This is a genomic window from Pseudomonas sp. 11/12A (assembly GCF_000800055.1).
Classification (GTDB): Bacteria; Pseudomonadota; Gammaproteobacteria; order Pseudomonadales; family Pseudomonadaceae; genus Aquipseudomonas; species Aquipseudomonas mohnii.
On sequence record NZ_JUGV01000001.1, the window covers coordinates 2,788,888 to 2,815,247 of the forward strand.

27 protein-coding genes and 3 pseudogenes are annotated in these 26,360 nt (G+C 56.9%); 12 read left to right on the forward strand and 18 right to left on the reverse strand.

Annotation, left to right across the window (positions count from 1 at the left end):
* Positions 1-12: 12 nt before the first annotated feature.
* From GQ39_RS31465 to GQ39_RS12820, 3 genes and pseudogenes are all read right to left on the reverse strand, one after another.
* A pseudogene (locus tag GQ39_RS31465) lies at positions 13-207 on the reverse strand (DHCW motif cupin fold protein); the annotation flags it as partial.
* Positions 208-216: 9 nt separating this feature from the next.
* Positions 217-591, reverse strand: a complete 375-nt coding sequence (locus GQ39_RS12815) for a tautomerase family protein (RefSeq protein ID WP_047530309.1) — start codon at positions 589-591, stop codon at positions 217-219.
* A gap of 6 nt (positions 592-597) precedes the next feature.
* Positions 598-933 carry a carboxymuconolactone decarboxylase family protein gene (locus tag GQ39_RS12820; protein WP_047530311.1) on the reverse strand — a complete coding sequence of 112 codons (336 nt, stop codon included), beginning with the start codon at positions 931-933 and terminating at the stop codon, positions 598-600.
* Positions 934-1,041: 108 nt separating this feature from the next.
* Between GQ39_RS12820 and GQ39_RS12825 the strand changes: the two genes are divergently transcribed.
* The gene (locus GQ39_RS12825; protein WP_047530313.1) at positions 1,042-1,929 is read left to right on the forward strand and encodes a LysR substrate-binding domain-containing protein; all 888 of its coding nucleotides are present in this window, start codon (positions 1,042-1,044) and stop codon (positions 1,927-1,929) included.
* A 309-nt stretch (positions 1,930-2,238) separates the two neighbouring features.
* Here GQ39_RS12825 and GQ39_RS32430 read toward each other — a convergent pair.
* Positions 2,239-2,384, reverse strand: a pseudogene (locus GQ39_RS32430) (IS5/IS1182 family transposase); the annotation flags it as partial.
* Between the two features lie 404 nt (positions 2,385-2,788).
* Between GQ39_RS32430 and GQ39_RS12830 the strand changes: the two are divergent.
* The 4 genes and pseudogenes from GQ39_RS12830 to GQ39_RS32435 all read left to right on the forward strand — a co-directional run bounded on the left by GQ39_RS12830 (position 2,789) and on the right by GQ39_RS32435 (position 6,895).
* The gene (locus GQ39_RS12830) at positions 2,789-3,721 is read left to right on the forward strand and encodes a chemotaxis protein CheV (protein ID WP_047530314.1); all 933 of its coding nucleotides are present in this window, start codon (positions 2,789-2,791) and stop codon (positions 3,719-3,721) included.
* A 159-nt stretch (positions 3,722-3,880) separates the two neighbouring features.
* Positions 3,881-4,170, forward strand: a pseudogene (locus GQ39_RS33330) (HD-GYP domain-containing protein); the annotation flags it as partial.
* A 197-nt stretch (positions 4,171-4,367) separates the two neighbouring features.
* On the forward strand, positions 4,368-6,530 hold the full coding sequence (locus GQ39_RS12835; protein ID WP_047530315.1) for a methyl-accepting chemotaxis protein: 2,163 nt from the start codon (positions 4,368-4,370) through the stop codon (positions 6,528-6,530).
* A 59-nt stretch (positions 6,531-6,589) separates the two neighbouring features.
* Positions 6,590-6,895 (forward strand): hypothetical protein, encoded by a 306-nt coding sequence (locus GQ39_RS32435; protein WP_152613996.1) that lies wholly within the window; start codon positions 6,590-6,592, stop codon positions 6,893-6,895.
* A gap of 263 nt (positions 6,896-7,158) precedes the next feature.
* On the opposite strand, the gene GQ39_RS12840 is transcribed toward GQ39_RS32435, so the two are convergent.
* From GQ39_RS12840 to GQ39_RS12850, 3 genes are all read right to left on the reverse strand, one after another.
* Complete coding sequence (locus GQ39_RS12840; protein ID WP_052193578.1) at positions 7,159-8,259, reverse strand: acyltransferase family protein; 1,101 nt, start codon at positions 8,257-8,259, stop codon at positions 7,159-7,161.
* A 512-nt stretch (positions 8,260-8,771) separates the two neighbouring features.
* A complete protein-coding gene (locus GQ39_RS12845; RefSeq protein ID WP_047530316.1) occupies positions 8,772-9,530 on the reverse strand; it encodes a creatininase family protein in 759 nt (252 codons plus the stop codon).
* Between the two features lie 67 nt (positions 9,531-9,597).
* The gene (locus GQ39_RS12850) at positions 9,598-10,908 is read right to left on the reverse strand and encodes an MFS transporter (RefSeq protein WP_047530318.1); all 1,311 of its coding nucleotides are present in this window, start codon (positions 10,906-10,908) and stop codon (positions 9,598-9,600) included.
* Positions 10,909-11,043: 135 nt separating this feature from the next.
* Here GQ39_RS12850 and GQ39_RS12855 point away from each other — a divergent pair, with 135 nt between their 5' ends.
* The 5 genes from GQ39_RS12855 (at position 11,044) to GQ39_RS12875 (ending at position 15,252) form a co-directional block, all read left to right on the forward strand.
* A complete protein-coding gene (locus tag GQ39_RS12855; protein WP_047530320.1) occupies positions 11,044-11,967 on the forward strand; it encodes a LysR family transcriptional regulator in 924 nt (307 codons plus the stop codon).
* 186 nt (positions 11,968-12,153) lie between these two features.
* The gene (pcaQ, locus tag GQ39_RS12860; RefSeq protein WP_047530322.1) at positions 12,154-13,083 is read left to right on the forward strand and encodes a pca operon transcription factor PcaQ; all 930 of its coding nucleotides are present in this window, start codon (positions 12,154-12,156) and stop codon (positions 13,081-13,083) included.
* Between the two features lie 127 nt (positions 13,084-13,210).
* Positions 13,211-13,930, forward strand: coding sequence for a protocatechuate 3,4-dioxygenase subunit beta (gene pcaH, locus GQ39_RS12865; RefSeq protein ID WP_047530324.1), 720 nt, complete (start codon positions 13,211-13,213; stop codon positions 13,928-13,930).
* Between the two features lie 12 nt (positions 13,931-13,942).
* Complete coding sequence (gene pcaG, locus GQ39_RS12870; protein ID WP_047530326.1) at positions 13,943-14,545, forward strand: protocatechuate 3,4-dioxygenase subunit alpha; 603 nt, start codon at positions 13,943-13,945, stop codon at positions 14,543-14,545.
* A 263-nt stretch (positions 14,546-14,808) separates the two neighbouring features.
* A complete protein-coding gene (locus tag GQ39_RS12875) occupies positions 14,809-15,252 on the forward strand; it encodes an MAPEG family protein (protein WP_047530327.1) in 444 nt (147 codons plus the stop codon).
* A 90-nt stretch (positions 15,253-15,342) separates the two neighbouring features.
* Here GQ39_RS12875 and GQ39_RS12880 read toward each other — a convergent pair whose 3' ends face one another.
* The 3 genes from GQ39_RS12880 to GQ39_RS12890 form a co-directional block, all read right to left on the reverse strand.
* The gene (locus GQ39_RS12880; protein ID WP_047530329.1) at positions 15,343-15,801 is read right to left on the reverse strand and encodes a MarR family winged helix-turn-helix transcriptional regulator; all 459 of its coding nucleotides are present in this window, start codon (positions 15,799-15,801) and stop codon (positions 15,343-15,345) included.
* 171 nt (positions 15,802-15,972) lie between these two features.
* The gene (locus GQ39_RS12885) at positions 15,973-16,425 is read right to left on the reverse strand and encodes an Ohr family peroxiredoxin (RefSeq protein ID WP_047530330.1); all 453 of its coding nucleotides are present in this window, start codon (positions 16,423-16,425) and stop codon (positions 15,973-15,975) included.
* 78 nt (positions 16,426-16,503) lie between these two features.
* Positions 16,504-16,956: an Ohr family peroxiredoxin gene (locus GQ39_RS12890; protein ID WP_047530332.1), complete on the reverse strand. Its 453-nt coding sequence runs from the start codon at positions 16,954-16,956 to the stop codon at positions 16,504-16,506.
* Between the two features lie 561 nt (positions 16,957-17,517).
* On the opposite strand from GQ39_RS12890, the gene GQ39_RS12895 reads away from it, so the two are divergent.
* Positions 17,518-17,916 (forward strand): hypothetical protein, encoded by a 399-nt coding sequence (locus tag GQ39_RS12895; protein WP_047538836.1) that lies wholly within the window; start codon positions 17,518-17,520, stop codon positions 17,914-17,916.
* Positions 17,917-18,089: 173 nt separating this feature from the next.
* The gene (locus tag GQ39_RS12900) at positions 18,090-18,380 is read left to right on the forward strand and encodes a hypothetical protein (protein WP_047530334.1); all 291 of its coding nucleotides are present in this window, start codon (positions 18,090-18,092) and stop codon (positions 18,378-18,380) included.
* A 19-nt stretch (positions 18,381-18,399) separates the two neighbouring features.
* On the opposite strand, the gene GQ39_RS12905 is transcribed toward GQ39_RS12900, so the two are convergent.
* The 8 genes from GQ39_RS12905 to GQ39_RS12940 form a co-directional block, all read right to left on the reverse strand.
* Entirely contained in the window at positions 18,400-19,104 is a 705-nt protein-coding gene (locus tag GQ39_RS12905) for a GntR family transcriptional regulator (RefSeq protein WP_052193580.1), read from the reverse strand.
* Between the two features lie 71 nt (positions 19,105-19,175).
* Entirely contained in the window at positions 19,176-20,198 is a 1,023-nt protein-coding gene (locus GQ39_RS12910) for a proline racemase family protein (RefSeq protein WP_047530336.1), read from the reverse strand.
* Between the two features lie 11 nt (positions 20,199-20,209).
* The gene (locus GQ39_RS12915; RefSeq protein ID WP_047530338.1) at positions 20,210-21,691 is read right to left on the reverse strand and encodes an aldehyde dehydrogenase family protein; all 1,482 of its coding nucleotides are present in this window, start codon (positions 21,689-21,691) and stop codon (positions 20,210-20,212) included.
* Positions 21,688-22,986, reverse strand: a complete 1,299-nt coding sequence (locus tag GQ39_RS12920) for an NAD(P)/FAD-dependent oxidoreductase (protein WP_052193581.1) — start codon at positions 22,984-22,986, stop codon at positions 21,688-21,690. Before GQ39_RS12920 ends, GQ39_RS12915 begins: the two co-directional genes overlap by 4 nt.
* Entirely contained in the window at positions 22,983-24,026 is a 1,044-nt protein-coding gene (locus GQ39_RS12925; RefSeq protein WP_047530340.1) for a 4-hydroxyproline epimerase, read from the reverse strand. Before GQ39_RS12925 ends, GQ39_RS12920 begins: the two co-directional genes overlap by 4 nt.
* 58 nt (positions 24,027-24,084) lie before the next feature.
* Entirely contained in the window at positions 24,085-24,966 is an 882-nt protein-coding gene (locus tag GQ39_RS12930) for a dihydrodipicolinate synthase family protein (protein WP_047530344.1), read from the reverse strand.
* A 37-nt stretch (positions 24,967-25,003) separates the two neighbouring features.
* Positions 25,004-25,669, reverse strand: a complete 666-nt coding sequence (locus GQ39_RS12935; RefSeq protein WP_047530346.1) for an amino acid ABC transporter permease — start codon at positions 25,667-25,669, stop codon at positions 25,004-25,006.
* Positions 25,670-25,679: 10 nt separating this feature from the next.
* On the reverse strand, positions 25,680-26,351 hold the full coding sequence (locus GQ39_RS12940; protein ID WP_047530348.1) for an amino acid ABC transporter permease: 672 nt from the start codon (positions 26,349-26,351) through the stop codon (positions 25,680-25,682).
* Positions 26,352-26,360 lie beyond the last annotated feature (9 nt).

Consider the following 26,360-nt stretch of genomic DNA (forward strand, 5'->3'; position numbering starts at 1 on the left):
CTTTTTTTAATGCAACGTGAACTGACGACCATCTTCCAGTTCTGTATGCAACTGACCCTCCCGGCACAACAGGATGTGCCCCCTCCAACACCAATGATCGGCCAAATATCCTGGGCTGTATTCGACCATCCGCACACGCACTGAACCAAACTGGCAGGTACGCCAATAGGCTGTGCCTGTCTGGACGGCATGCGTCACCGGCTCTATCGTTAACCACTAGTTGCCCCGCCCTCCTCCAAACGACCACTCATCGCCGGCCGTAGTGGAAATCACCACCATGACATCCTCCGCGTTCAGGCCCGTCGCCCGCCCCAATTTCTCAACCAGATCCCGGTAAAAACGCTGCTTGGTCTCGACACTTCGAGGACGGCCTGCGGTAATCGCGATGAGCACAAAGTCATGGCTGCGCGGCCCGCCCAAGTAGCGCGGATCAAATATCAGCTCGCCGACCTCATGTTGGTGTATGGCCTGAAAGCGATCTGTCTTCGGCACTTCGAAGCTCTCGACCAAGGCATCGTGCAACCCCTCAGACAACGCCTGTAAATACTCGACCGACTTCCCGCGGTGCAGTGAAATTCGTGCAAACGGCATCAACGGTTACTCCTGGTGTTCTGGAAGGCAAGCCTGAAGCTCACTGAGCAAATTCAGCGCCGAGGCAGCCGTTGGCCAACCGGAATAAAACGCCAGATGGGTGATGACTTCGACCAGTTCGTCAACACACAAGCCGTTATCCAATGCACGTTTCATATGAAATGGCAGTTGCTCCAGACGGTACATCGCCACCAGCGCGGCCACCGTCGCCAGACTGCGTTCACGAGGCTTCAATTGCGTACGCGTCCACATGTCGCCAAACAATACGTTGTCGGTCAGCTCGGCAAACTTTTGCGGGTAGTTGCCCTGCTGTTCCCGACCCGTGACTATCGATGCGCTCATGCTGTTTTTCCCCTGATGTCCCCAATGACGGGTGAAAACTATCAAGTCGCGACAATTCCGAATATCAGATTTAATAGCACCCATCATCCCGAATTAGTGGACCATTGAATGCGCCGCCCAACCTTCGATCTTGATGTATTGCGCACCTTCGTCACCGGCGTGGAGTTCAACAGTTTTGCCAAAGCGGCGGATCGTCTCGGTCGGTCGACGTCTGCCGTAAGCGCTCAATTGAAAAAACTCGAGGAGCAGGTCGGCACGCCGGTAATGACTAAATCCGGTCGCGGACTGGTCTTGACCCCCACGGGAGAAACACTGCTCAGCCATGCCCGCCGGTTGCTGGAACTGAACGACGGCATTTTCCAGACCCTGCATGAGAGCCAAACCGCCGGGACCGTACGCCTCGGGCTTCAAGAGGACTTTGGGGAACATTTCCTGAGCGATATCCTGCGGCGCTTCGTCCAGACTTACCCGAGAGTGAAACTTGAAGTCCGGATCGCCCGTAACGCCGAATTGCTTGCGCTGGTTCAAAGCGCTGATCTTGACCTGGCCCTGACCTGGGACACCGGGCACCTGTCGCCCTATGCCACGCGTCTGGGCGAAACACAGATGCACTGGATCGGGGCTCGCGATACGCCATTGCTGAGAGCCCTTGAAGAATCACCCCTTCCATTGATCATGTTCAACGCGCCTTGCGTAATGCGCAGCGCCGCCACCCAGGCACTGGATGCCGCGCAAATACCCTGGCGGATCGCCCTCACCAGCCCTAGCGTTGGTGGTATCTGGGCGGCCGTCGCCGCCGGATTGGGCCTGACGCTGCGCACCCGCATCGGGCTGCCGAGCCATCTCACCGTTGTTTCTGGCTTACCCCCTGTGCCACGCCTTGGCTATGTGCTTCACAGCGATGGCGATAGCCCCACGCCGGCCACCCAACAATTGGCCGCATTGATCAAAACGAGCCTGCAAGAACAGGCGTTTCGTTTCACGATGGCGAAATAATCGACGGTACCCAGGGTTCAATTCGAGCGATACGGATGGAAAACGACGAAGCACTGAGTTGATCGGCCAATGACGGCTATACGTCGTTTTCAGCCGGTCGCCACAATCAGAAGTCGGCCGATCCTGTTGAAAAAGTCGGCCACAGCTTTCACAACAGAAAAGTACGAGCTTGAGATCAAAATCTTTACATTGAGCAGAGGACTTTGGGGGCAGATTTCACGTAGCGACGCGCAGAAAGGCCCGTCTGCACTGCTTCGTCAGGCTTTCAGCCCAGCTCCCCGCATTACACGCGTAACTCACCCATACCCGATACGGTTGACGGCCACCACCAGCCTTCGGGCAATACGGCTCGATCAACCCCAACAAACCACTCCAGGCACCACCTGACCCATTTCGGCAAGGAAGCGCTCACGGCGGGTTTGCTTGCGCTTGCCAGCGTATTCAAAACTCGGAAAAGCTCATCTGGCTGATGCGTGGCTCGGGTCAGGTGGTGAAGGTGTATTTCAGCACATCTGAGGACTTGTTCGGAGTTGCCTTGGCAACGGCTAAAAAATGGGCGTTTTTTTCTGATCATCGAACAGCCTTATACAATTTAACCTTTAAGTAATATCACCAAACTACTTGCAGCGCCGCTTAAAACAATAAAGCAGTACCAAAGTATTAGACCAATAATTCCAACCAGGGAAATTAGCTAGCTATGCAATTACTACTTTTGTTTGACTTGATCTGCGTCAAGTTTAGATTCCACAAAAAGGAGCTTGCTTGTAAGAATATATTTCGCGTATTTTCTACATCTCACCCAATATAACTTGTTTCAAGCGAGCCGCGCTTTGGGGTTCTGATAAATAAGAAGGTGCATATGACTGGTGTTTTGGCGTCAATTAACAGTCGCACGCAGCTAGTAGGTCAGAATCGACTTGAGCTCCTACTTTTTAGATTCAACACGAATCAATTGTATGGGATTAACGTCTTCAAGGTCAGGGAGGTTATACGCTGCCCTTCCTTATCTATACTACCAAGGTCTAATCCCAATATTTGTGGCGTGGCAAATATAAGAGGCGTTTCAATCCCCATACTCGATCTGGCGATGGCCACTGGATTGCCGGGTGTTGAAGATAAGGCCTCGGCCTTTGTGATCATTACTGAGTACAACACTCGAACGCAGGGTTTTTTGGTCTATGCGGTCGAACATATTGTCAATTTAAACTGGGAGGACATTCATCCGCCTCCTAAAGGAAGTGGTGAGGACAACTATTTAACAGCTGTCACGCGGCTGGGCGATCAGTTGGTTGAAATCATTGATGTCGAAAAAGTTTTGGCTCAGATATCCCCAACTTCAGAAGAGATTTCACAGGGGGTGGTGGGTGCTGACATGACTCATCTAGCACCTAAGTTTCGGGTGCTGACAGTCGATGACTCAGCGGTGGCCCGCAAGCAAGTGACCCGTTGCCTGGAAACCGTTGGAGTTGAAGTCGTCGCATTGAATGATGGTCGACAGGCTCTGAACTACCTGCGGTCAATGCTGGATGAAGGACGCAAACCGGAGGAAGAGTTTTTAATGATGATCTCGGATATTGAAATGCCTGAGATGGACGGCTACACGTTGACTGCGGAAATCCGTAGCGACCCACGAATGTCAGATTTTCACATTGTACTGCACACTTCACTGTCCGGAAGCTTCAATCAGTCTATGGTCAAGAAAGTAGGCGCTAATGACTTTCTCGCTAAATTCCGGCCCGACGATTTAGCCGGGCGAGTCGTCGCTCGCATTAGGGCCACCACCCTCCAGTAATTTTTTAAAAGATCAAGACTAAAACCAAGGAGGTTTTAGGGAGCGTAAGGACTCAGAAAATACCGAGATGTCGATACCCTACGGAAATCATGTGAGAACAGTGACGTTTACCAAGAGCTCTTCAACAGCAGCTTGGTTCATCTCAAAAGTGTGGATGAATTGGCCGGTGAGCCAATTAGCCTTTTCTCTCATATGGCTGCTGTTTGCGACGTCTACGAGGCTGTCACCTCGGATCGTCCATACAATGAACCCGGGGTCCGGCAATCGCCATTCAAAGAATATCGAAATGGAAACGACACTTCGACAGTTCGGTCTTTCAGGCATTTGTAAAGTCAGTCGGAATATATCCGGCAGGCTCTATTGTTCGCCTAAGCAGTGGAAATATTGGAGTAGTCGTGGAGCAATCTTCCAGATCTTTGTTAACTCCAAAAGCTAAAACCTTCTACTCTTACACTTTGGCAAGGCTTGCCCGCTACTAGCATAACAATAAATAAATAGCTACATTCCCCTGATTTTACTCGAGCTGTTTTGCACGAGTAAAGGTGCGAAAGTAGCAAATAACTTAGCGTTTAGTCGCCTTGTCGTGCAAGTACATAAAACGCGACCATCCTTAACGATGGTATAAAAATAGTGGGCAGGGGGTATTATGAAGTTTAAGTCTTTGCAGACGCGTATTTGTTTCACTGCAGGTATATGCTTATTTGTTTCCTCGGCCAGCCTGGTCGTTTACGGGGTATTCAACTCTCGAGCAAATGAGCAGTATGTCTCGACGGAAGTCACGACACTTGTTGAGAAATCAACGATCCGTGAGATTCAAAACCTGGCTGAGTCTCGAGCGAACGCCATTCAAACAAAACTGCAGAATGCCCTTGATGCGGCTCGCACAATGGCCACTGCGTTTGCAGCCAGCAAAACTTCTCAAAGCCCCTTAGCAATAGGCCGGGAACAGGTTAATGCGGTATTGCTCAGCGTTCTAAAGGACAACCCCGAGTTCAATGGCACCTATTCATGCTGGGAGCCCGAGGCGTTAGATGGACAAGATATGGCGTTCCGCAACACTCCCGATGGTAGCAACCCTTTAACTGGACGTTTCACGCCTTATTGGACACGTAGCGCTGATGGCCATGTCGCAGTACAGCCGCTCGTGGAGTATGACTCTCCGGATCGTCACCCCAACGGGGTGCTTAAAGGTGGCTGGTACAGCGGTCCGCGTTCAACATTGAAAGAAAGCGTACTAGATCCTATCCCGTATGTTGTGCAAGGAAAAAATGTCTGGCTGACGACTTTGTCAGTTCCGATCGTTGCTAATGGCAAATTTTACGGAGTGGTAGGCGCTGATTTCGATATCTCCTTCATTCAGAAACTCAGCGAGCAAATGTCTGCGGATCTGTATGGTGGCAAGGGCTCGGTAACCATCATGAGTAACCAGGGACTGGTAGTGGCTGACAGTGATCACGTCGACCTGATCGGTCAGCCCATCAAAGCCTTGCTACCCGAAACCTGGGACAAAATACTCAGTGATATACAGGGTGGACGCGGCAATAGCCTGCTCAATCCCCAAACGCAAAACATTGAAGTGCTCATGCCGATTCAGCTTGGGCGTACCGGAAAACCTTGGGCTGTGTTGATTCGACTGCCCAAGGCGGTAGTCATGAGCCAAGCAATCACTCTAGAGCACGAATTGCAGGCGCGCAGCGTCAGCAACAGTATATGGCAAGTGTCAGTGGGGCTGGTCATTTCACTGTTGGCACTAGTAGGCCTATGGTTTGCAGCGGCAAAAATCGTCGGGCCGATTCGTGAGGCAGCAGCGCTGGCAGCAAACATCAGTTTAGGGGACTTCTCCCGCCGGTTAGTACAGCAATCAGAAGATGAAGTCGGACAGCTGTCGTATGCACTAAACGACATGTCAGAAAGCCTGCAACGGCAAGTAAGGGTAGCCGAACGCATTTCTGAAGGTGATCTGGACCTGGAGGTACGGCTGTCTTCGCCCCACGACACACTCGGCAAGTCACTCGAGAAGATGGTCAGCAACCTTAACAATCTGATTTCCGAGGTGCAGGTCAGCGCCACCCAGATCACTGGCAGTTCGGAGCAGGTAACGGATTTGAGTCAATCGCTATCGGACGGAGCATCGAACTCCGCCTCATCTATCACTGAAATTAGTGCCGTCATGACTCAGATGGCCGCGCAGACTTCCGATAATGCTGCCAATGCAAAAAAAGCTGATGAGCAATCACAAGCTTCAAGATCTGACGCAGGAGAAAGCGACAAGCTGATGAGCGAGCTTATTGCTGCCATGGCGGAAATCGACAATTCGGGAAAAGACATTACAGCGATTATTACCACCATCGATAACATCGCCGCACAAACCAACCTATTAGCCCTCAACGCAGCGATTGAGGCCGCTAGAGCTGGCGAACTGGGGCGTGGCTTTGCAGTGGTGGCTGACGAAGTCCGCAGTCTGGCAGCAAGGAGCGCCGAGGCAGCTCAACAGACAGCGGCACTGATCGCCGACTCATCCACCAAGACAAAGCGCGGCATGATCATCGCGGGCCGAACCGCAGAATCACTCAAAAGTATCGTCAGCGGAACCAGTGCGGTATCCAGCCTGGTTTCTCTCATTTACCAAGCCTCTAGCGAACAAGCCTCGGGCTTGCAGCAGGCCAGTTTGGGCCTCGAGCAGATCGACGAAGTGACGCAGCAAAACCAGTCAAACTCGCAAGAGTGTGCAGTAGCCGCAAAAGACCTTTCTGCCCGGGCATCGTTGATGCAACGTGAGTTAGGTCGTTTTAGAGTAAAAAAGGTCTAGACGTTCTGGAACTCTTAGCAGAACTTTGGAGTTATCACGAGTCCCCTCAAGGTGAAGCCATGCCGGATCTTAATAATTTTAAAATTAGCTTCCTATATCATTGGCATATTAGTTTCGTTCATGTGGTTGCCAGCACGTTGCATGAAGCGGATGTGTGGAAACATTTGGCCGATCGCCTTGGGGTTTTTTATTGTGATCCAGAAGGCTACGCAATGCTCTCTCACGCCATAAAAAAATTGGTGGAGGCTAATGGTGTCACCGATGTCATGGTAGAAAAGTCAGAAATATCTGGAGTGACCTCTCAACCTATCGTGCAACTACTACAACCCCTTCAGCAACAAACAGGCTCTGTTGTCATACCGTAGGTTTTTAGTTTTAAGGAGGCGCATCGTTAGATGTGTCTTCTCAAAACATCACTATGTAAATCTAATTAAGCAGACACTCGTGAGCATCCGGTTCTGGCCGATAAAGGACAGTCGTGGGCGGGTGCTGTGGGTCGAACGCGGTCCATGGCGACAGGCTGATATCGGCCAGGAGCGGGCATCCACCCGAGCAGTCCGCCCAGAGAATGCTCCCTGAAGGAAACATAATCCCTCCCTTGGCACAGTGACAACTCACATGCCAGTCGTTATTCGCTGGGCCTACGTTCAGTCGCTAGCGTCGCCTCTGAATTGGCTTCGCGACTGCTGTTATACGCTGCAAAATACCGACCTAACTGGCGTCCAAATCGGATACAGGGTTTTTCAATTACGAACCAGGAAATACTGGCCAACGCTAGAGAAACGGCGATCGTAACAGCCTGATTTGCATGAATGCTGAAATTCGGGAATTCGGCGGCTATAACCTTTTGTATTGGCCATCCGAAGACATACACACCATACGAAAAGTCGCCTGGAAGCCGCAATGCCTTGATTGGGCCGGTGGTCATCAGCCAAAGCGCAGTCATCAAAAATGCCGGATAAAACACAAACTGGAACGCCGAGCCATGCCGAAATATCCAAGCAAAGAGGATTAAGCCGGAAACCACACGGATATTGATACTTGCCTGGTCCTTATAAAGCGCAAGGAGAGCACCAAAAGCAAAAAAGGCCGGGAGGCGCCCACCAATGTCTATGTTCATCAGACCAATCAGTTGAATGTCTTCCGGGAAAAACATTGAAGTGACAAGAATTGCGATGAGAACCACCGTCGCGAAGAGCCTATGGCGGAATACCCCACAGAGCCCTGCTGCCAGCAACATGGCGTACATAATAAGCTCATATCGGATCGTCCAAATTGATCCGTTGGTCAGCGGGAAGTTGCTATTTTCAAATACACCAGGCAATGAGTATTGGATATAGGGGTGCCGAAATATTTCTGAGAAAATGGCACTGTCAGCAAAATAACTATTCAACGGCAGTGTGGTGAGCATCGGTCCAAGCAGTAAGACGCAAGCGGCCGCACTCACCAGGATGGCTGGGAACACCCGAAAAAACCTTGCCAGTATAAAATCAAGCGGTGAACTATTGTTTATCCAGCTATTCGTTACAAGAATACCGCTTAAGAAAAAGAAGAATTCAACGGCCAGCGATCCGGAATAGTCAAATCCAAGCAAACGCCCGATAGGCTCTGTCGTCACGGCCCCTGGAACAAGAGCGTAAGCATGCCCCCAGATGACCGCACATGCAGCGACGAGGCGCAGCAAATCCGCATTGTTATTGTCCCTGAGCAGAGCGTAATTCAGTTTCATTGAAAGGCTCTCGGAATGTGTGCGCGATGGCAGGACCCGATAACCATCCTGGTAATTTTTCCATTTGTGGTAGATGTGTCCGATAAGGTCTGAGTGTAGACGGCGCCTCAACGCGGCTGCTGAACATGAAAAAAAAGACATGTTACATATTCGCAATCCTGGCCCATGACAGCCCAACTCCGTCACGCACTTTGCCTCTATTCCTGAGCATTGCATCTATCCCAAACCAGGACAAAAGAATGCCAAAGATCTGGCGCGATTTAGTTGACTACTTTGGATCGATTACTGCCCTTCGAGACGGACAACAACCGGCCAATAACAATCTCCCGGTTGCATACAATAATTTAAGTGCCGATGGGCGAGTGCTATCGAACCCTCGGTCCGCAACAACTTTCAATCACTCAGAAAATGCTTGCTGGGTTGCTGGTCGACTTGCTGACGTTGAGCAAGTGAAACCACAAACTCGTTTGACCAGCCAATGAGTCCCCATCAGCTGGCCTCGATGACGGGCCTCAGCGATTGCCGCCGGGGGTCGACTCCCGGCTGAAGGCGTCCAGTTCCTGCACCAGGCCCTTGGCTGCCCTCATCACCAGCGCACGACCTTTTTCCGGTGTTGCCTGGGCCGGGTCCGAGCCCATGCGACCATCCGGATGGCGCGCGCGGAAGTCTTGCGCTTCGCGGATGGGGCCCCACGCGGCGATCTGCGGCGAATACTCGGCCGATTTGATCGAGTCCGGGTACGCCCATTGAGTCACGGCAATTTCCGACGGGGTGGCATGCACGCCATGGCCCGTTGGAAACTGCTCCCGCGCCAGCTCGCCAACGCCTTCGAGGTCCCACCAGTTGCACAGCTTCAGCGCAAACCCTGCCGGACGTCGTGCGAAGCTCGCCTCGGCGTAGAGTTCGGAAAATGCCGCTTCAATCGAGGCGACATTGCCGCCGTGGCCATTGAGGAAGAGGATTTTTTCGAACCCGTGCGCGGACAGCGACCGCACCCAATCGCCAATGGCGGCGATGAAGGTTGATGGACGCAGTGAAATGGTGCCTGGGAAACCCAGGTGGTGTTGGGCCATGCCAATGTTGAAGGTAGGAGCAATCAGTATGTCCGCTGATTTCTGGGCTTCGTGAGCAATGATTTCCGGACACATCCAGTCGGTACCCAAAAGGCCGGTGGGGCCGTGTTGTTCATTCGAACCGATCGGAACAATGATGGTACGACTGCGTTGCAGGAATTCGCCGATTTCGGCCCAGGTCGACAGGTGTAAAAGCATTCAGGTTGTCTCCATTGCAAGGTTCCTTGCGGAACATGACGATTCAGTTGAAGTTGCCGGTATCTGATCACACAGCGCTGTATTGAGGTGCAGAGCGTTCACCCGATAGCGACCGGCTGCGCGTGATGACCATTGCCGCGCAAAGTGACGCGCAGCCAACGGCAACGATGCCCAGGTTCATACTGCCGGTGGCCGTTTTGGCCCAACCAATGACCGCGGGCCCCCAGAAGCCACCGCACAGGCCGATGGTGTTGATGAAGGCGATGCCGCCCGCCGCGGCTTCGCCCTTGATGTGTTCGGAGGGCATGGCCCAAAACACGGTATAAGCCATGAAAATCGTGGTGGTGGCCCCGGTCAGCAGCCCCAGCGATACCATCAGGTGCCCTTCTGCCAACGGAAACGCCAGGAGCAGAACCGCCCCGATGCCCGCCGGCACTGCACAGTGGTAACGCCTTTCGCCGATGCGATCCGAGCGGCGCCCTATCAGATACATGCCGATTGCAGCCCCGACATAAGGAATAGCGCAATACCAACCCAACCGCAGGGTGTCCTCGACACCCTGGGCCCTGAGGATGGCCGGCAGCCAGAAACTCATGGCGTAGATCGAGAAGATGATGCAGAAGTAAGCCGATGCCAGGACGTAAGTTTTCGGGTCGCGCAATACGGCCCTGAACGAATGGGTTTGTCCCGCTGATGTACCCACCTCTGCCTCCAGCAGTGTCTTTTCTTCAGCACTCAGCCAATGGGCGTCCGAGGGCCGATTGGACAGGACAAAGAAGGTCAGGATACCGAGCAACACGCACGGAAGGCCTTCTATCAGAAACATCCACTGCCACCCGGCCATACCGCCGATGCCGGAAAGCGTGGTCATCAGCCAGGCGGAAAGCGGACCACCGACAATGCCGCCGATGGGCCCGGCAATGAACACGATGGCAATGGCCCGGGCCATGCGTGTCGGACCGTACCAGCAAGACAGGTAATAGATCATCCCCGGCGCGAAACCGGCTTCGAATACACCCAGCAGAAAACGCATCAGGTAGAACGTCGGCACGTCGCGGACGAAGAGCATGCAGGCCGAGGTGATGCCCCATAACACCAGAATGCGACTGAACGTCTTGCGCGCACCCACCCGGGGAAGCATCAGGTTGCTTGGCAGTTCAAACAACACATACCCCAGGAAAAATATCCCTGCCCCTGCGCCATAAGCCGCGTCGGAAAGTCCGAGATCACTTTGCATCTGCAGCTTGGCGAAGCCGACATTGATGCGGTCCAGATAGGCGAACACATAGCAAATGAACAACAGCGGCAGCAGCCGCCCATTGAGCTTGCGGTAAAGGGCATTCAGGGCGCCCCTTCTTGCCGGTGCAAAGGCTGACATTAGGGGTCTCCGATTTGTTCTTGTTGGCCGGTGGTGGTGCCAAAGGATGGTGCCCCGACGACAAAAACCCAGCAAGAGCAACTAAGTTCGCGTACCGTTGCTCTATAGGCAACGCAGCTTTCAGGGATGCCCGACATGCGCGAGATCAATCAACAACGGCTTCGCTATTTTCATGAGGTGCTGGTCCACGGTTCGATTCGAGGTGCGGCAGACAGCATCAATACGTCCCCCTCCGTGATCACCCGCCAGATCAAGTTGCTGGAGGAGGAGTTAGGGGCGAGGCTTTTCGAACGGCAGGCGCGCGGTGTTCAGCCGACCGAGGCCGCCGCGCATCTGCTGGAGTTCTGGCGCGGATACCGGTCTCACCAGGAAAAGCTTGAAGACCAGTTACAAGCACTCAAGGGCCTGCAACAAGGCCATGTGCGGGTGGTGATCAGTGAGGGTTATGTCGATGCCCTGGTCGACAACGTGCTCGCGCCCTTCTGCAAGCAGTACCCGAAGCTGGATGTCACGCTGGACATACTTCCCGTCGATGACGTGATGAACGAAGTGGCAGAAAACCGCGCGCACATCGGCCTTGCCTATAATCCGCCGCTGCACGCGCAGATCGATTTTCGTGCAACCTCATCACAGCCCGTCATGTTGCTGGTACGCCCGGATCATCCACTGGCCTTGAACGGTCGTGCGGCCACCGTCGAAGACCTGCTCGCCTGCCAGCTGGTCTTGACGCCCACCACGTTCGGCATCGGTCATGCGATAAAAATGCTCGAGTACGCGGAGAAAATCGAGATCCGCCCGGCGCTGGTCAGCAACTCCCTTGCAGCCCTCAAACGCCTGATCGCCGCCGGGGATTTCGCTTCGTTGCTGGGAGAATTCGCGGCCTATCGGGAAATCGCCAAGGGCAGCCTGGCGGCCGTCCCCATCGACCACCCGATTTTTCTCGGCGTCGAGGCGAAACTGTTGGTCAAATCCGGCCGCCCCCTCGCCGCCCCCGCCCAAGAGTTGCTCAACTGGATGCTGCAACGCTTGCCGATGTTTTCGCCGGGAGAAGAGGTGTGACGCGGTCGGCCGTAACTCACGCTTGATTGTCGTACCGTTGGTTCAAGCGATTCATTTTGCAATAAGCTTCGTCTGATCGCGGTTCGAGCCGCTTTCCAGGTCGGCCACGCCGCCCGCTAACCGCCCCATTATCAGCAGCAGGCACCCGCAAGAATGCTTGCCACACCACCAAGGCAGAACACCTGATTGAACATCGATACCCGAATCAAATTCCGTCATCTGGTGTGTTTTCTCGAAGTGGCGCGCCAGGGCAGCCTGGCACGTGCTGCCGACAAGCTGGCGATCAGTCAGCCGGCGCTTTCCAAAACCCTCAAGGAACTGGAAACCCTGCTGGAGGCCACCCTGTTCGAGCGGGGCAAAAAGGGCTCGACGCTGACCGAGGCCGGTGCGGCCTTTCTGCGCTACGCCGGGCCGAGCGTGCAATCGCTGCGCGAGGGGGTCAACAGTCTGCGTTCCGGTGTGCATGAGCCGATTACCGTGCAGCTCGGCGTGCTGTCCACCGTCGAAAGCTTGCTGGTTCCTGAAGTGGTCTGCCGTCTGCATGACCGGCACCCTGCCTTGGTGGTCAGCGTCATGACCGGGCCTAGCGCCTATTTGCTCTCGCAATTGCGGGTCGGCGAACTCGATCTGGTGGTGGGTCGAATGACCGATAGCCCGTTGATTTCCGGACTGACGTTCGAGCATCTCTACAGCGAGTCAATGACCCTGGTGGTGCGTGCCGGTCACCCGGCGCTCACCGCTCCACAGGGGCATAAAAATCTCGAAGACTACCCGCTGGTCTTGCCGTCGGCGGGGACGACAATCCGCAAATTCGCCGACAGCCTGTTTGTGCAGCACGGGATAACGCCGTCGCGCCAACGCCTGGAAACCCTGTCGGTCGCCCTGAGTCGGCGCTACGTGCAATGCAGTCAGGCGATCTGGGTGGCGCCCCATGACGCGGTCAGGCAGGACTTGAGGCAAGGTGAGTTGGTGGAGCTGGATCTGGGGATGCGCGAACCGGGCGGTTCGGTGGGGCTGTGCACCAATCCTGCGTTACCCGTGACACCAGCGGCGCAGTGGTGCGTGGAAGCCCTGCGCGAGATCGGCCAGGAATATCGCGAAGGACAATATCCATAACCATTTGGATATGGATAGAGTCGTTTTTTTCAATTTTGCATCAGGTCGCACAGGAGGAAACTGCGGTCACGAGTCACTGCCCACGCAGTGCCCGCCTCCGTCCAACCATAACAACAGGAAAAACGACATGTCTGATGCGCACGACAGCCGCTTCGTCATTCGTGACCGTAACTGGCATCCAAAGGCCCTGACCCCCGACTACAAGACGTCGATCCTGCGCTCCCCGCGCCAGGCATTGGTGAGCATTCCCCAATCCCTGTCGGAAACCAGCGGTCCGGACTTTTCCCATTTGAAGATGGGTCAGCACGATAACGATCTGCTGTTGAACTTCAATCACGGTGGCCTGCCCATTGGCGAACGCATCATTGTCGCCGGTCGCGTGTGTGATCAGCACGGCAAGCCGATTCCCCATACCCTGGTGGAAATGTGGCAAGCCAATGCCGGTGGCCGTTACCGGCACAAGAAGGACAGCTACCTGGCCCCGCTCGACCCGAATTTCGGCGGTGTCGGCCGTGCGCTGACCGACCGCGATGGCAACTACAGCTTCCGTACCGTCAAGCCCGGTCCCTACCCTTGGCGCAACGGCCCCAACGACTGGCGGCCAGCCCATATCCATGTCTCCATCAGCGGCCCGTCCATTGCGACGCGGTTGATTACCCAGCTGTATTTCGAAGGTGATCCGCTGATCCCCATGTGCCCGATCGTCAAATCGATCTCGAATCATGAAGCGGTGCAGAGCTTGATCGCCAGACTGGACATGAGCATGGCCAATCCAATGGATTGCCTGGCTTATCGTTTTGATATCGTCCTGCGCGGCCAGCGCAAGACCCACTTCGAAAACCGCTGAGGAGGCCCGCGTATGCCCGTTCAACTTCTGCCTGAAACCCCGTCGCAAACGGCCGGCCCCTATGTGCACATCGGCCTGGCCCTGGAGGCTGCCGGCAATGCGCCGCGCGAACAGGAAATCTGGAACGACATGGCCAAGCCTGGCGCGCCAGGTGAGCACATTTTACTGCTGGGCCATGTCTATGACGGTAACGGCCACCTGATTCGTGACGCGTTCCTGGAGTTCTGGCAGGCCAATCACGATGGCGTCTATGACAGTGCTTACGACCTGGAAAAACCGTTCAACTGTTTTGGCCGTACCGCCACGACCGATGTCGGTGAATGGACGATCAACACCGTGAAACCCGGCGTGGTGAAAAACGCCGCGGGCGTTGCCATGGCCTCGCACATCAACGTGTCGCTGTTTGCCCGGGGTATCAACATCCACTTGCAGACCCGGCTGTACTTCGACGACGAACCCCAGGCGAATGCCGTGGACCCGGTGCTGAATCTGATCGAACAACCCCAGCGGCGCGAATCGCTGATTGCCAGGCGCTGCACGGTTGACGGGAAGCTGGCCTACCGGTTCGATATTCACGTTCAAGGTGAAGCGGAAACCGTGTTCTTCGACTTCTGACGACGCAGGCACCGTGTAGAAACGGCCTCCCCTCTGGGGAGGCCATCTGTGCAGCTAGAGCCCCTCCCCCGACGCAGGGTAAAGCGATTGGCCCATGGCGACTTCTCGAAGCCAACGATGTGAGCCATTCAATTCAGTATCGCGCGAAACAAAGTACCTGTACTTTTAGTCGGCTTGTGCGCGATCCAGATTTCTCAAGGTTTTCACAACAACCTGGAAAGACTGGAACCATGGAAGGATTTGATCGTTTTTAAGGAGTGAAAATGAGCACGGTTTTATCGACCTATGCGCTGTGTGTGGTTGTCCTGTTTTTCAAGATGCTCGCCATTTCCTGCTATCAAGGGTTCTATCGAATCAGTCGTTTGACGTTCAAAAACCCTGAAGATGCGAGGCTCGTCGGCCGGACCTCCAGTGCAGAGGAACTCCCCCAAGTCATCAGAGGCCAACAGGCATGGCTGAATGATCTCGAGAATATTCCCCTGTTTTTCGCATTGGGTGCACTCTCGCTAGCGCTCGATACACCCGCCGGGCTCACTGCCTGGCTGTTTTGCCTCTTCACCGCCGCGCGCGTGCTGCACACCCTGACGTATCTGGCGCATTGGCAACCGTGGCGCACGATTGCCTACGCTGTCGGCGTCGGCTGTCTGGTGGGATTGGCGGGAATGATTGTTTCGATCTTGATCAACCGCGCGGGTGCACTTGGTTGATTGAGATAAGTGTCAACACACAGTCAGAAGCAGCCTGTGGGATGCGCCTCGAAAATCTGAGGCAACTCTCGATTTTTTACTCGAAACGACTTAGTCCCTGTCTTTCGTCGTACGGATAAGATTGCCCCGCAATTTCACGATTGCCTTCTGCATTTGCACAAAGTCGTCTGGATCAAGACCGGTTTGCGGAAAACTTTCTTCCGACAGACCTTCACGTAGTTTTCGCCCCTCTTTTGTCAGGCTGATCCTCACTTGCCGCTCGTCTTCCGGGTCACGCTGACGCAACAAATAGCCCATCGCTTCCAACTTCTTCAGGATCGGAGTGAGGGTATTGGATTCAAGGAATAGCTTTTCGCCAAGGCTGCCAACAGTCTGGTTGTCTTCCTCCCACAGCGCAACGAGGGTGATGTACTGCGTATAGGTCAGGCCGAGCCGTTCGAGCATAGGCTTGTAAGCCTTGCCGAAGGCCAGGTTTGCAGAATAGACCGCAAAGCACAGGAAGTCGGAAAGCTTCAGGTCCAGTGCAGATGTCTTTTCAGTGGATTTCATGAGCATTCTCTGTGGCCAAAGACGGATGGATCGCAACGACAAACTATACATCGCATGCGATGGTATCGGAAGTGCTCACACCTTTGTCAATCGTCACACCTGTCCTTCGAATCCGGGAACGTCGACACCGACTCGCCAGGGATGCCCCTGGCGAGCTGGAGGTGCGTTGCGTTATGCGGTGAGAACGTTGATAGCGACATCAATATTGCCGCGTGTCGCCTTGGAGTACGGGCAGATTTGATCGGCGTTATGGGCCAGGTCAGTCGCGACACCGTGATCCAGACCTGGCACCCGCAGGGTCAGTCGGGCCTGGAGGAAGTAGGCTGGCCCGGTCTGGCCCAGATCAACCTCGATGTCGACGGCCGTGTCGGTCGGCAGTGTCACCTTCATCTGCTGGGCAGCCAACCCCACCGCTGCGATGTAGCAGGCCGACCAGGCCCCGGCGAACAATTGCTCGGCTTTCGGGTGCGGCTGGACAGCAGTGAATTCGTGTTCCGGCCTGGCACTTCCCGGCGAAGATAGCGTGATGTCGAGGCTACCGTTATGACCGCGCGATGTGTAGCCCGCGCTGTTGTGGGTAGTATGGGTTTTGCCGGTGACCAGTACTTTTTCAATCTTGCTCATGATGATTCCCTCAGATTTACTAGCTTCAGTAGTCGTACACGCTTTTATCGCATGCGATTTTAATCATACATCCAGACGTCACGCCGTCATTACGTTCAGGGTTACGTCGATATTGCCGCGTGTGGCTTTGGAGTACGGGCAGATAGAGTCGGCGATGTGTGCCAGTTCGGTGGCGACATCGTGTGCCAGACCCGGCACGCGCAGGGTCAGTCGAGCTTGGAGGAAGTAGGCCGGACCCGTCTGGCCCAGGTCCACTTCGATGTCGACAGCCATATCCGCCGGCAACACGATGTTGCGTTCCTGGGCCACTAGGCCGACCGCTGCGGTGTAACAGGCCGACCAGGCTCCGGCGAACAATTGCTCGGCTTTCGGGTGCGGCTGGATGGCGGCGAATACATGGGCTGGCTGGGCCGAACCGGGTGATGACAGTTCGATATCGAGGTTGCCGTTATGGCCGCGCAAGGTCGTGTCGGCACCGCTGAAGGTGGTGTGTGTTTTGCCAGTCGCCAGTACTTTTTCAATCTTGCTCATGGGTGTTTCCTCAGTATTTAATAATTGCGCGCGATAATATCGCATGCGTTATTTATGAAGCTAAAAATAGGCGACGTGTATCAGTTGCCCGCTGCTGTGATCCAGTTGTTGCCGTTGTGGCCATGAAAAGCACGACCGGTAGAGAAGGACATTGTGTAGCTGCTTCCGGTGATCATGGCTGAATCTCCAAACGGCAAGTCGTGGGCTTCGTATCGCTATCGATTAGATCGGATGCGATGGATTAATACTCAACCAACACCCCAGATATGTCAAAGATTATTTTTCGTTTCTACGACAAACGGTAGATGTGGCATCAATCTCTGGTTGCGATTGGCCTGGCCAATACCCTGAAGTTCCTGCTGCAACGGCCATCGCAACCGCTACTATTCTTACCACCCCACGTCTGAGACCTTTGGCTATTTCAGCAACGGCTCCCTAGAACTTTTCCCTGTTTATCGGTCTATGTGGATAGGCACATCCACTCGGTAAGCACGCCCCCTGCTGGCTTACCGCAGCCGGATGGCCATATGTCCAATGGCCAATCAGAGGTTGTCTTCGTTCATGAAATTCCATGTCCCACGGAAGGTGCTCTTCGGTCTGTTCGCGTTCGCGGCAATGGGCTCGGCATCCGCCACACAGATGAAGACCTCTACCCCTGTTTTCGCACCTGAAGTCGCAGCCGTTAAGGCGCCTGTCCAGGCCGCCGACACCCCTTGGCCGACCTTGGCCAGTATGGCCGGCAAGCAGCCAGGGCCGTTGCTTGCCCATGACGACCGAGACTGGCATGACGACCGTTGGCACGATCGTAGAGACGATTGGCGCCGAGACGAGTGGCGCAGAGAAAATTGGCGCAGAGAGCAAGCCCGCCGGGAAGCTGAACGCCGTCGTGATTGGGAGCGTAACGAGGATCGGGCCATGCAGCACCGTTACGAGGACGATCACCGTTACTATCGGCGCTAGTGCGAAGGCACCCTGACCGTCCGCAAGGGCTCAAGACTGGCCGATGGTCGTCGCATTTCGCTCGTCGCCGGCGTTTGGCTAAGCTGAATACATCAGGACGAACTCAATCTTGAGTGATAGCGGCTACGAGCGGATCTGGATTGGCGTCAAGGCAGTAGCCCCGGGAGACCACTATGTACGCGGTGATAAGAACCTACTTGGGGACTGGAGCAAAGCAGCTTTTCGAGCTTTTGGAAGAGCGTAGCGCCGACGTCGAAGCGACCCTTCGGACAGTGCCTGGCCTCGTCAGCTACACCCTGCTCAATACCGGCGATGGCGGTACCGCGGTGACCGTCTGCACGGACAAGGCCAGCACCGATGCAAGCTTGAAAGTCGCGCGTGACTGGATTCAGAAAAACGCCTCGAATATCCGCGCGAACCCGCCGATCGTGACGGAAGGTCCGGTCATTGTGCAGATCAAATAACGCGCCCTTCCAGTAGATCTCAACCCACCGACATCTTCGCGGTCAGGTTCTGTTGCAGGTACGCCAGGAAGCGTCGCTGGAACAGCATCGTATGCTCGTGCGCGGCCTTTTCTGCTTCGTCAGCATTACGCGCCTGTATGGCATCGACGATTTCATCGTGGTCGCGGCCAATGGGGGCGCTAGCCGTACTGACGATGTAGTCGAAGTGCAGGTGCAACAGGCGCTGACCTTCGCCCAACAGCTTCTCGTAGTAACTGATGAAATACGGGTTCTTCCCGGCCTCGGCAATCGCCATGTGCAATGCCTTGTTGGTTTCGGACATCGCCTGGAAGTCCCCGGCACTGACGGCATCCAGGTAGGCCGCGTCGGCGGCGCGGATACGCACCAGGTCTTCATCGGTACGGTGCAGGGCCGCCAGGCGGGTCACCGCACGCTGAATCAGGTCCAGGGCCGAAATGTAGTTGGGGAATTCTTCGATTTCGAAGGGAGTCACCAACAGCGTGCGGTTCGGCAGGATGGTGACCAGGCCTTCGCTGATCAGACGGGCAAGCGCATCACGCACCGGCGAGCGGGACAGCCCGAACTGGGCGGCCAGGGAAACCTCGTCCAGCGGCACGCCCGGCTTGAGCTTCAGCGTCAGGATCTGCTTGCGCAATTCTTCGTAAATGTAGCGACCACCATGGCGTTTGGCACCACTGGTCGCTTCAGTCGTTTCTTTGCTCATAGGGTCATGCTCTCGACAATGCAGGCCAGTCATCCGGCCAGCCCGCAACTTTAACATTCGCCCGGGGATAGTTAGAAACCCTCACCCCAGGTATCACTCAGCATAAAACCGGCCGCCAACGGGTCGTCGGGATCGAGGCCGATCTGGTGCAGCCCATAGATCCAGGCCCGCCCGGTGACCCTGGGCAACACCGCCGGTTTACCGCCCACAGTCGTCAGCCCCAGCAGCTCGACCTGAAACTCGCCGCCAATGGTCGAGCGCGAGGTGAGTGCATCCCCCACTTCGACCAGGTTGCGTGCGCTCAAGGTCGCCAGGTTCGCCGAACTGCCCGTGCCACAGGGCGAGCGGTCGACCCGCCCCGGAGGCAGCGTGGTACAGGTCTGGTAGGTGAGCCGGTCCACACGGTGGCGGAACATCACATACGCCACCTCGTCGAGCGCCTTGAACAACGGGTGGCTCACCTTCACCTGCTGATTGATCAAGCCTTTGAGGCGCACGCCTTGAGTGGCCAGTTCACGGGCATTCTCGGGGGCAATGCTGAGGCCGATCTGGTCAACGTCCACCAGCGCGTAGTAGACACCTCCGAAGGCAATGTCGGCCTTGATCACACCAAAGTCCGCGGTCTCGATCGGCACATCCAGTTGCTCGACAAAGGACGGCACCATATCCAGCGAAACGCTCTGACAGCGCCCGTCCGCGCACCGGGCACGGGCGGTCACCAGGCCCGCCGGAGTGTCGAGCACCACCGTGGTCACGGGCTCGACCATCTCCAGCATCCCCAGTTCCAGCAAGGCGGTGACCACACAAATGCAGTTGCTGCCGGACATGGGGTGCGCCTTGTCCGCCTGTAGCACGATAAAACCGGCCTGGGCTTCGGGCCGGGTCGGCGGCAATAGCAGGTTCACCGACATCTGCAGGCAACCGCGCGGCTCCAGAATCACCAGGCGCCGCAGGCTGTCGTCGACTTCGTTGATGTAGTTCATCTTGTCGAGCATGGTCTTGCCGGGGATATCGATGACTCCGCCGGTGATGACCTTGCCGATCTCGCCTTCACAATGCACGTCAGCCATTTGCAGCGTCTTTTTCCAGCGCATGTCCGGATCCTTTACTTGATGTACCAGCCCCAGGGCTGCTCGCTGTCGTAGCGGGTGATCTGCTTGGTTTCCAGGTAATTGTTCAAGCCCCACTCGCCCAGTTCGCGCCCGATACCGCTTTGCTTGTAGCCGCCCCAAGGGGCCTCGGTGAAGGTCGGTTGGGAGCAATTGACCCAGACGATGCCCGCTCGCAGTCGGCGGGCGACACGTTCGGCACGGGCACTGTCCCGGGACATCACGGCGGCGGCAAGGCCGAAGCGCGAGTCGTTGGCGCTGCGCACGGCATCGGCTTCGTCATCGAAGGGGCGCACGCACACCACCGGGCCGAAGATTTCTTCTTTCCAGATCCAGCTGTCCTGCGGCACGTTGGCAAAAATAGCCGGGGTCAGGAAGTAGCCTTTTTCGCAATGGGCCGGACGCGTACCGCCGGTGAGCAGCGTCGCGCCCTCCTCCCGGCCACGGGCGATGGCCGCCAGTACCTTGTCGTACTGACCACGACTGACCAACGGGCCAAGCAGCACGCCTTCGTCCATGCCGTGGCCGATACTGACGCGCTCGGTCTGCTCCACCAGCCGCTTGAGCAGCGGCTCATACAGATCGCGCTGGACCAGCACCCTTGAAGTCGCCGAGCACACCTGGCCCTGGTTCCAGAAAATGCCGAACATGATCCATTCGACCGCGGCTTCGATATCGCTGTCGTCGAAGATGATGAAGGGCGACTTGCCCCCCAGTTCCAGGCTGATGTTTTTGATGTCGCGGGCGGCGGCCTGCATGATCCGCGTTCCGGTTGGCACGCTGCCGGTAAAGGCCAGTTTGTCGATACCGGGGTGCTCGCTCAGGGGTGCGCCGGCCTCCGGGCCGAGGCCGGTGACCACGTTGAGTACACCGGCAGGCAAACCGGCCTGATGGGCGATGTCCGCCAGTTCCAGGGCGGTCAGCGGTGTCAGTTCCGACGGCTTGAGCACCATGCAGCAGCCAGCGGCCAGTGCCGGTGCGACTTTCCAGGCGGCCATCAGCATCGGGAAGTTCCAGGGAATGATCGCCCCGGCAACGCCCACTGGCTCCTTGCGTGCAATGGAGGTGAAGCGTTCATCGGCCAGGGCAATGTTCTGCTCACGATGACCGTCTAGGCCTTCGGCCAGATCAGCATAAAAGTCAAAGCAGCCTGCGGTATCGGCAATGTCCCACTGGGCTTCGGGCAACGGCTTGCCGTTGTCGCGCACCTCAAGTCCGGCCAGGTCGTCCTGGCGCTGGCGAATGCCGTTGGCGATGGCCCGCAGAATCGTCGCGCGCTCGGCCCCGGTCATTTGTGGCCAGGGACCCTCATCAAATGCCCGGCGCGCGGCACTGACGGCCAGGTCGATGTCTTCTGCGGTGGCCGCTGAGACCTGGGTGATCACCGACTCATCGCTCGGGTCGATCGTGTCAAAGGTGCCGCCATTTTTGGGGCGAACCCACTGGCCGTCGATGTAGAGCTGGTCAAAGGATTTCATGCATGGCCTCCAACAAGGGCAAAGCGCTGGGCGCTGAAAGGGGTCAGGTCCTGGGCGGGTTTGCGCCCGACAACCAGGTCAGTGATGAGTCGTCCGGTGGTTGCACCCAGCGTCAGGCCGAGCTGGCCGTGGCCGAACGCCAGGAACACGTTCGACAGCCGGCTGCTGCGATCGATCACCGGTTTGGTGTCGGGCAGAAACGGGCGATAGCCGACGCCGTATTCGAGGTTGTCCAGTTGCAACCGGGGAAGAATTTTTCGGGCTTTCTCGAGAATGATGTCGGCGCGCTTGAAATTCGGCTCGGCGTTCGGGCCGGCGAATTCGATGGTGCCGCCAATCTGCAAACCACGGGACATCGGGCTGAAGCAGAACCCGCCATCGGCATAAATCACCGAATGGCGAATCTCCACGCCGGGGGTGGGCAGCAACACCTGATAACCGGCGATGCCGGCCAGTGGAACCTGCGCACCGAGCTGCCCGAAAAACTGTCGCGAGCCCGTGCCGGCGGCGATCACCACCTGATCAGCCGCGTAGCGTTGGCCATCGGCGAGGGTGACGCCGCTGGCACGGTCGTCTACCTCATCGATGCGCTTGACCTGGCCACGCACGCGCGCGCCGCCCTGATCGAGAAAACTTTGCGTCAATGCGGCAATAAAACCTTTGGTATCGCTGACCGCGCGCCAGTCTGGAAACAGCAGGCCATGGCTGAACTTGCCGGCCAACGACGGTTCGAGGTCCGAGATGGCCGCCGCGTCCAGCACTTCGGATTTGAAACCCAGTGCCTGGCGCAACGCCAGATGCTCACGTTCGTGTTCCAGGCCTGCCGGGGTATCGAACACCTCGATGATCGGCCGCTGCCCCATCAGGGTCTTGTCCGGGCAAGCCGCCAACAAGGGCGCATAGTCCTCGTAGACCTGGTGGGTCAGGGTCGCCATGTCTTCGGCGATCTCGACAATCTTCGAATGCCGGGCACAGGCCAGAAACCGCAGGAACCACGGCAAGATGCCGGGCAAGGCGCCGGGCCTGAGCGCCAGCGGTCCCTTCTGGTCGAGCAGCCAGCCGGGGATTTTTTTCAGGATGCCGGGCTTGGACAGCGGAATCACTTCGCTGACCGCCATTTGCCCGCAACTCCATTTGGCGGTGCTGTCGCCCGCCGCGGCCGGGTCGATCAGCGTCACGGCATAGCCTTCGCGTTGCAGGTACAGGGCACAACAGACGCCGACGATGCCACCGCCGACCACCACAGCCTTCTCTGCGGGAAAGGGTGCTTGTGCAACGGGCTGTGCAGGTGTCATAGGGAAGTCTCTTGAGCAGAGGCTGGAGCGGCATAATCTTCCAGACTGAAGCCGTCCCACCAGGGTTGGGTGTCGTCGACAATAAACTCGGCACGCCCGGTGATCCATGCCCTTCCTTCAATACTGGGGCGAATCGCGGCACTGCCGTCTTCCAATTGCAGGGTCTGGGCCACGCGGCCGACGAAAAAACTGCCGATCAGGCTTTCATGGCGATAGGCACCCTCTTCAGCCAGCCAGCCACGGGCAAAGCGCTGGGCGACCCGGGCCGAACTGCCGGTGCCGCACGGCGAACGATCGATCAGGCTCGCCCCGGCAATCACCACGGCCCGGCCCTGGGATTGTGCGGACAACGGCGCGCCGGTCCACATACAGTGCTTGACGCCCCTGATGGCCGGGTTTTCCGGGTGAACCACGTCAACCGTCCGGTTGACCAGATCCTGCATCTCCCGGCCCCATTCCAGCAGTTGCTGCGGGCTGAAATGTTCGCAGCCCGGGAAATTGGCTTGCACCTCGACAATCGGGTAGAAGTTGCCGCCATAGGCGATGTCGACCTTCAGCAACCCCAAGGGCGGGAAGTCGAGAAGCAGATCACGGTGCAGCAAGAACGATGGAACGTTGGTGAAACGCACCGCGCTGACCTTGTCGCCGTCGCGTACATAAGTCGCATGGATCTGCCCCGCCGGCACATCCACCACCACGGTGCCCGGGACTTTCGGCTCGATCAGACCGGCCTCCAGGGCAAAGGTAATCGAGCCCAGCGTGGCATGCCCGCACATGGGCAAACAGCCGGAAGTCTCGATGAACAGCAGGCTGAAGTCGCTGTCGGCGCGCAACGGCGGGTAGAAAATCGTGCCCGACATGTGCGAGTGACCGCGCGGTTCAAGCATCAGGCTACGGCGAATCCAGTCGAAATCGGCCATGAAGTGTTCGCGCCGCTCGCTCATGGTCCGGCCTTTGAGGGCTGGGGCTCCGGCGATCACCATGCGTACGGGCATGCCTTCGGTGTGGCCTTCGATACTGTTGAAAACGTGTCGGGTCATCGTATTCACTCCGTCGTGCCGCATCGGTCGGGTGTGGCGACCGATGCGGCCAGTGCCATTAACCCAGCGCCACTTCGAAAGCCTTGCGGAAGCTGGCCTTCTCGTCGCTGGTCAGCGGTTGCAGCGGCATGCGCGCGGCGCCGGCATCGAAACCTGCCAGCTCACAGCCGTACTTGACCTTCTGGATGAACTTGCCCGACTCCATGTCCGCCAGCACCGGGAACAGCGAGCGGACGATGGCCTGGGCACCGTTGAGGTCGCCGCTGGTGTATTTGCTGTAGAAATCACAGACCTGCTGCGTCAGGCAGTTGGCCGGGCCACAGATCCAGCTGCTGGCGCCCCACAGGAAGAAATCCAGCGCCTGATCGTCGGAACCGCACGACAGTTGATAGTTGTCCTTGTAGGTGTTGCCGATCTCGATGGCGCGCAACAGGTTGCCGCTGCTTTCCTTGATCGCGATCACGCGCTTGTTGTCCTTGAACGCGTCCAGCACGGTAAAGCCGACTTCGACGTTGGTTCGCACCGGGTAGTTGTACAGCACCACATTGATGTCGGGCGCGGCGTCGAGAATGGCCTGGTAGTGACCGATCAGCTCGTCCTGGGATGGCAGTGCGTAGTAAGGCGGCGCGATCAGCAGGTTGGTGTAGCCGGCGTCGCGGGTCTGCTTCACCTGCTCGATCACCTCGCGGGTGCAGGAGCCGTTGGCACCGGCGATCAACACCCCACGGTCCCCCACCACTTCGCGCACGGTGGACAGAATCTGCCGTCGCTCCTGATTGGTCAGCGCGTAGTACTCACCGGTGGAACCCAGCGGCACGAAGCCCGTGACGCCCGCCTTGAGTTGAAACTCGATGATGTTGCCCAGCATGTCGTAATTGACGTTGCCGGCCTTGTCGAACGGTGTGACCAGAGCAGGCAGGATGCCTTTGAGTTGAGTCATTGCAGACACTCCACGGATTTGAGTACGAGGGTTGGGGTTAGTACGCATAACGACGCAGCATCCGCGTCTCGACCACGCCGACCAGCCGGGTCAGCGGGAACGCCACGAGGAAATAGATGACCGCCACCGCCGAGAGAAACTCGACCGGCCGGGCCGTGCTGTTGGAAATGTTCTGGCCGACGAACATCAGGTCGGCGATGCCCACCGAGGAGATCAGCGCGCTTTCCTTGAACAGTGAAACCACGTTGGACAGCAGCGGCGGAATGCCTCGCAGCAAAGCCTGGGGGAACACCACGAACACCGTTTTATTCCACGAGGCCAGGCCCAGTGCGACGCAGGCGTCATGCTGTTCGCCGGGTATCGACTTGAGCGCGCCCCGGAAGGTCTCGCTGGTGATCGCGGTCATGTACAGGGTCAGTGCCAGCAACACCGACACGTAGGGCGGGATGTCGATACCGAACACCACCGGAAAACAGAAAAACACCCAGAACAGCTGGATCAGCAGTGGCGTACCGCGGAACAACTCCACATACAGGCCGGCCGGGACGCTCAACCAGCGGCTGCGCGAGGCCCGCAACAGGCTCAGCAGAAACCCGCACAGGCTGCCCATGATTGCGCACCCCACGGTGAACACCAGGGTCAATGCGAGCCCTTGCAGCAAGGCCTGCCAATACGAAAACACCACGGTGAAATCAAGATTCATGACGACCTCCTCAGCGCGCGAGCGCGGTGTCCTGACGGCGTTCCAGCCATTGCACGAACTGAGCGATGGGCAACGACAGCGCGAAGTAGATGAGTGCGATCAGCGAATAGGTTTCCAGCGGTCGGTAGGCTTCGGTGGCGATGCTTTTGCCGACGTACATCAGGTCGCCCACGGCGACGATGGCCACCAATGCACTCTGCTGAAGAATCGAGATGCCATTGGTCATCAACACCGGAATGGCCGTGCGCAGCGCCTGCGGGAGAATCACGTAGAGCGTGCGTTGCCATGGGCGCAGGCCCAGGGCCACGCTGGCATCGAGGTGTTCATGGGGCACCGCCTGCACGCCGGCCCGATAGGCTTCTGCATTGAATGCGGTGAGGTTCAGCCCCAGGGCGAGCACGCCCATGGTGATGGGGTCGATGAACACGTTGAACAGCATCGGCACGCAGTAGAAAAACCAGACGATCTGCAACAACACCGGTGTGCAACGGAAGAACTCGATGAACATCTGCGCCGGCCAGCGCAGGAAAAACCAGCGACTCAAGGTGAGCAGGCATAGACCGAAACCGAGCACCAGGCCGACGATGTTCGACACCAGCGCCAGTTGCAGGGTGACTTTCAGCCCGTCCCACAGCAGGCCGAAATTGCCCTGCAGAAAGTTGAAATCGAATTGGTAGTTCATGATCAGGCT

What these genes read in the sequence shown, in the direction of transcription:
- GQ39_RS12815 (WP_047530309.1), bottom strand. Translation starts at nt 591, where the DNA reads ATGCCGTTTGCACGAATTTCACTGCACCGCGGGAAGTCGGTCGAGTAT.
- GQ39_RS12820 (WP_047530311.1), bottom strand. Translation starts at nt 933, where the DNA reads ATGAGCGCATCGATAGTCACGGGTCGGGAACAGCAGGGCAACTACCCG.
- GQ39_RS12825 (WP_047530313.1), top strand. Translation starts at nt 1,042, where the DNA reads ATGCGCCGCCCAACCTTCGATCTTGATGTATTGCGCACCTTCGTCACC.
- GQ39_RS12830 (WP_047530314.1), top strand. Translation starts at nt 2,789, where the DNA reads ATGACTGGTGTTTTGGCGTCAATTAACAGTCGCACGCAGCTAGTAGGT.
- GQ39_RS12835 (WP_047530315.1), top strand. Translation starts at nt 4,368, where the DNA reads ATGAAGTTTAAGTCTTTGCAGACGCGTATTTGTTTCACTGCAGGTATA.
- GQ39_RS32435 (WP_152613996.1), top strand. Translation starts at nt 6,590, where the DNA reads ATGCCGGATCTTAATAATTTTAAAATTAGCTTCCTATATCATTGGCAT.
- GQ39_RS12840 (WP_052193578.1), bottom strand. Translation starts at nt 8,259, where the DNA reads ATGAAACTGAATTACGCTCTGCTCAGGGACAATAACAATGCGGATTTG.
- GQ39_RS12845 (WP_047530316.1), bottom strand. Translation starts at nt 9,530, where the DNA reads ATGCTTTTACACCTGTCGACCTGGGCCGAAATCGGCGAATTCCTGCAA.
- GQ39_RS12850 (WP_047530318.1), bottom strand. Translation starts at nt 10,908, where the DNA reads ATGTCAGCCTTTGCACCGGCAAGAAGGGGCGCCCTGAATGCCCTTTAC.
- GQ39_RS12855 (WP_047530320.1), top strand. Translation starts at nt 11,044, where the DNA reads ATGCGCGAGATCAATCAACAACGGCTTCGCTATTTTCATGAGGTGCTG.
- pcaH (WP_047530324.1), top strand. Translation starts at nt 13,211, where the DNA reads ATGTCTGATGCGCACGACAGCCGCTTCGTCATTCGTGACCGTAACTGG.
- pcaG (WP_047530326.1), top strand. Translation starts at nt 13,943, where the DNA reads ATGCCCGTTCAACTTCTGCCTGAAACCCCGTCGCAAACGGCCGGCCCC.
- GQ39_RS12875 (WP_047530327.1), top strand. Translation starts at nt 14,809, where the DNA reads ATGAGCACGGTTTTATCGACCTATGCGCTGTGTGTGGTTGTCCTGTTT.
- GQ39_RS12880 (WP_047530329.1), bottom strand. Translation starts at nt 15,801, where the DNA reads ATGAAATCCACTGAAAAGACATCTGCACTGGACCTGAAGCTTTCCGAC.
- GQ39_RS12885 (WP_047530330.1), bottom strand. Translation starts at nt 16,425, where the DNA reads ATGAGCAAGATTGAAAAAGTACTGGTCACCGGCAAAACCCATACTACC.
- GQ39_RS12890 (WP_047530332.1), bottom strand. Translation starts at nt 16,956, where the DNA reads ATGAGCAAGATTGAAAAAGTACTGGCGACTGGCAAAACACACACCACC.
- GQ39_RS12895 (WP_047538836.1), top strand. Translation starts at nt 17,518, where the DNA reads ATGAAATTCCATGTCCCACGGAAGGTGCTCTTCGGTCTGTTCGCGTTC.
- GQ39_RS12900 (WP_047530334.1), top strand. Translation starts at nt 18,090, where the DNA reads ATGTACGCGGTGATAAGAACCTACTTGGGGACTGGAGCAAAGCAGCTT.
- GQ39_RS12905 (WP_052193580.1), bottom strand. Translation starts at nt 19,104, where the DNA reads ATGAGCAAAGAAACGACTGAAGCGACCAGTGGTGCCAAACGCCATGGT.
- GQ39_RS12910 (WP_047530336.1), bottom strand. Translation starts at nt 20,198, where the DNA reads ATGCGCTGGAAAAAGACGCTGCAAATGGCTGACGTGCATTGTGAAGGC.
- GQ39_RS12915 (WP_047530338.1), bottom strand. Translation starts at nt 21,691, where the DNA reads ATGAAATCCTTTGACCAGCTCTACATCGACGGCCAGTGGGTTCGCCCC.
- GQ39_RS12920 (WP_052193581.1), bottom strand. Translation starts at nt 22,986, where the DNA reads ATGACACCTGCACAGCCCGTTGCACAAGCACCCTTTCCCGCAGAGAAG.
- GQ39_RS12925 (WP_047530340.1), bottom strand. Translation starts at nt 24,026, where the DNA reads ATGACCCGACACGTTTTCAACAGTATCGAAGGCCACACCGAAGGCATG.
- GQ39_RS12930 (WP_047530344.1), bottom strand. Translation starts at nt 24,966, where the DNA reads ATGACTCAACTCAAAGGCATCCTGCCTGCTCTGGTCACACCGTTCGAC.
- GQ39_RS12935 (WP_047530346.1), bottom strand. Translation starts at nt 25,669, where the DNA reads ATGAATCTTGATTTCACCGTGGTGTTTTCGTATTGGCAGGCCTTGCTG.
- GQ39_RS12940 (WP_047530348.1), bottom strand. Translation starts at nt 26,351, where the DNA reads ATGAACTACCAATTCGATTTCAACTTTCTGCAGGGCAATTTCGGCCTG.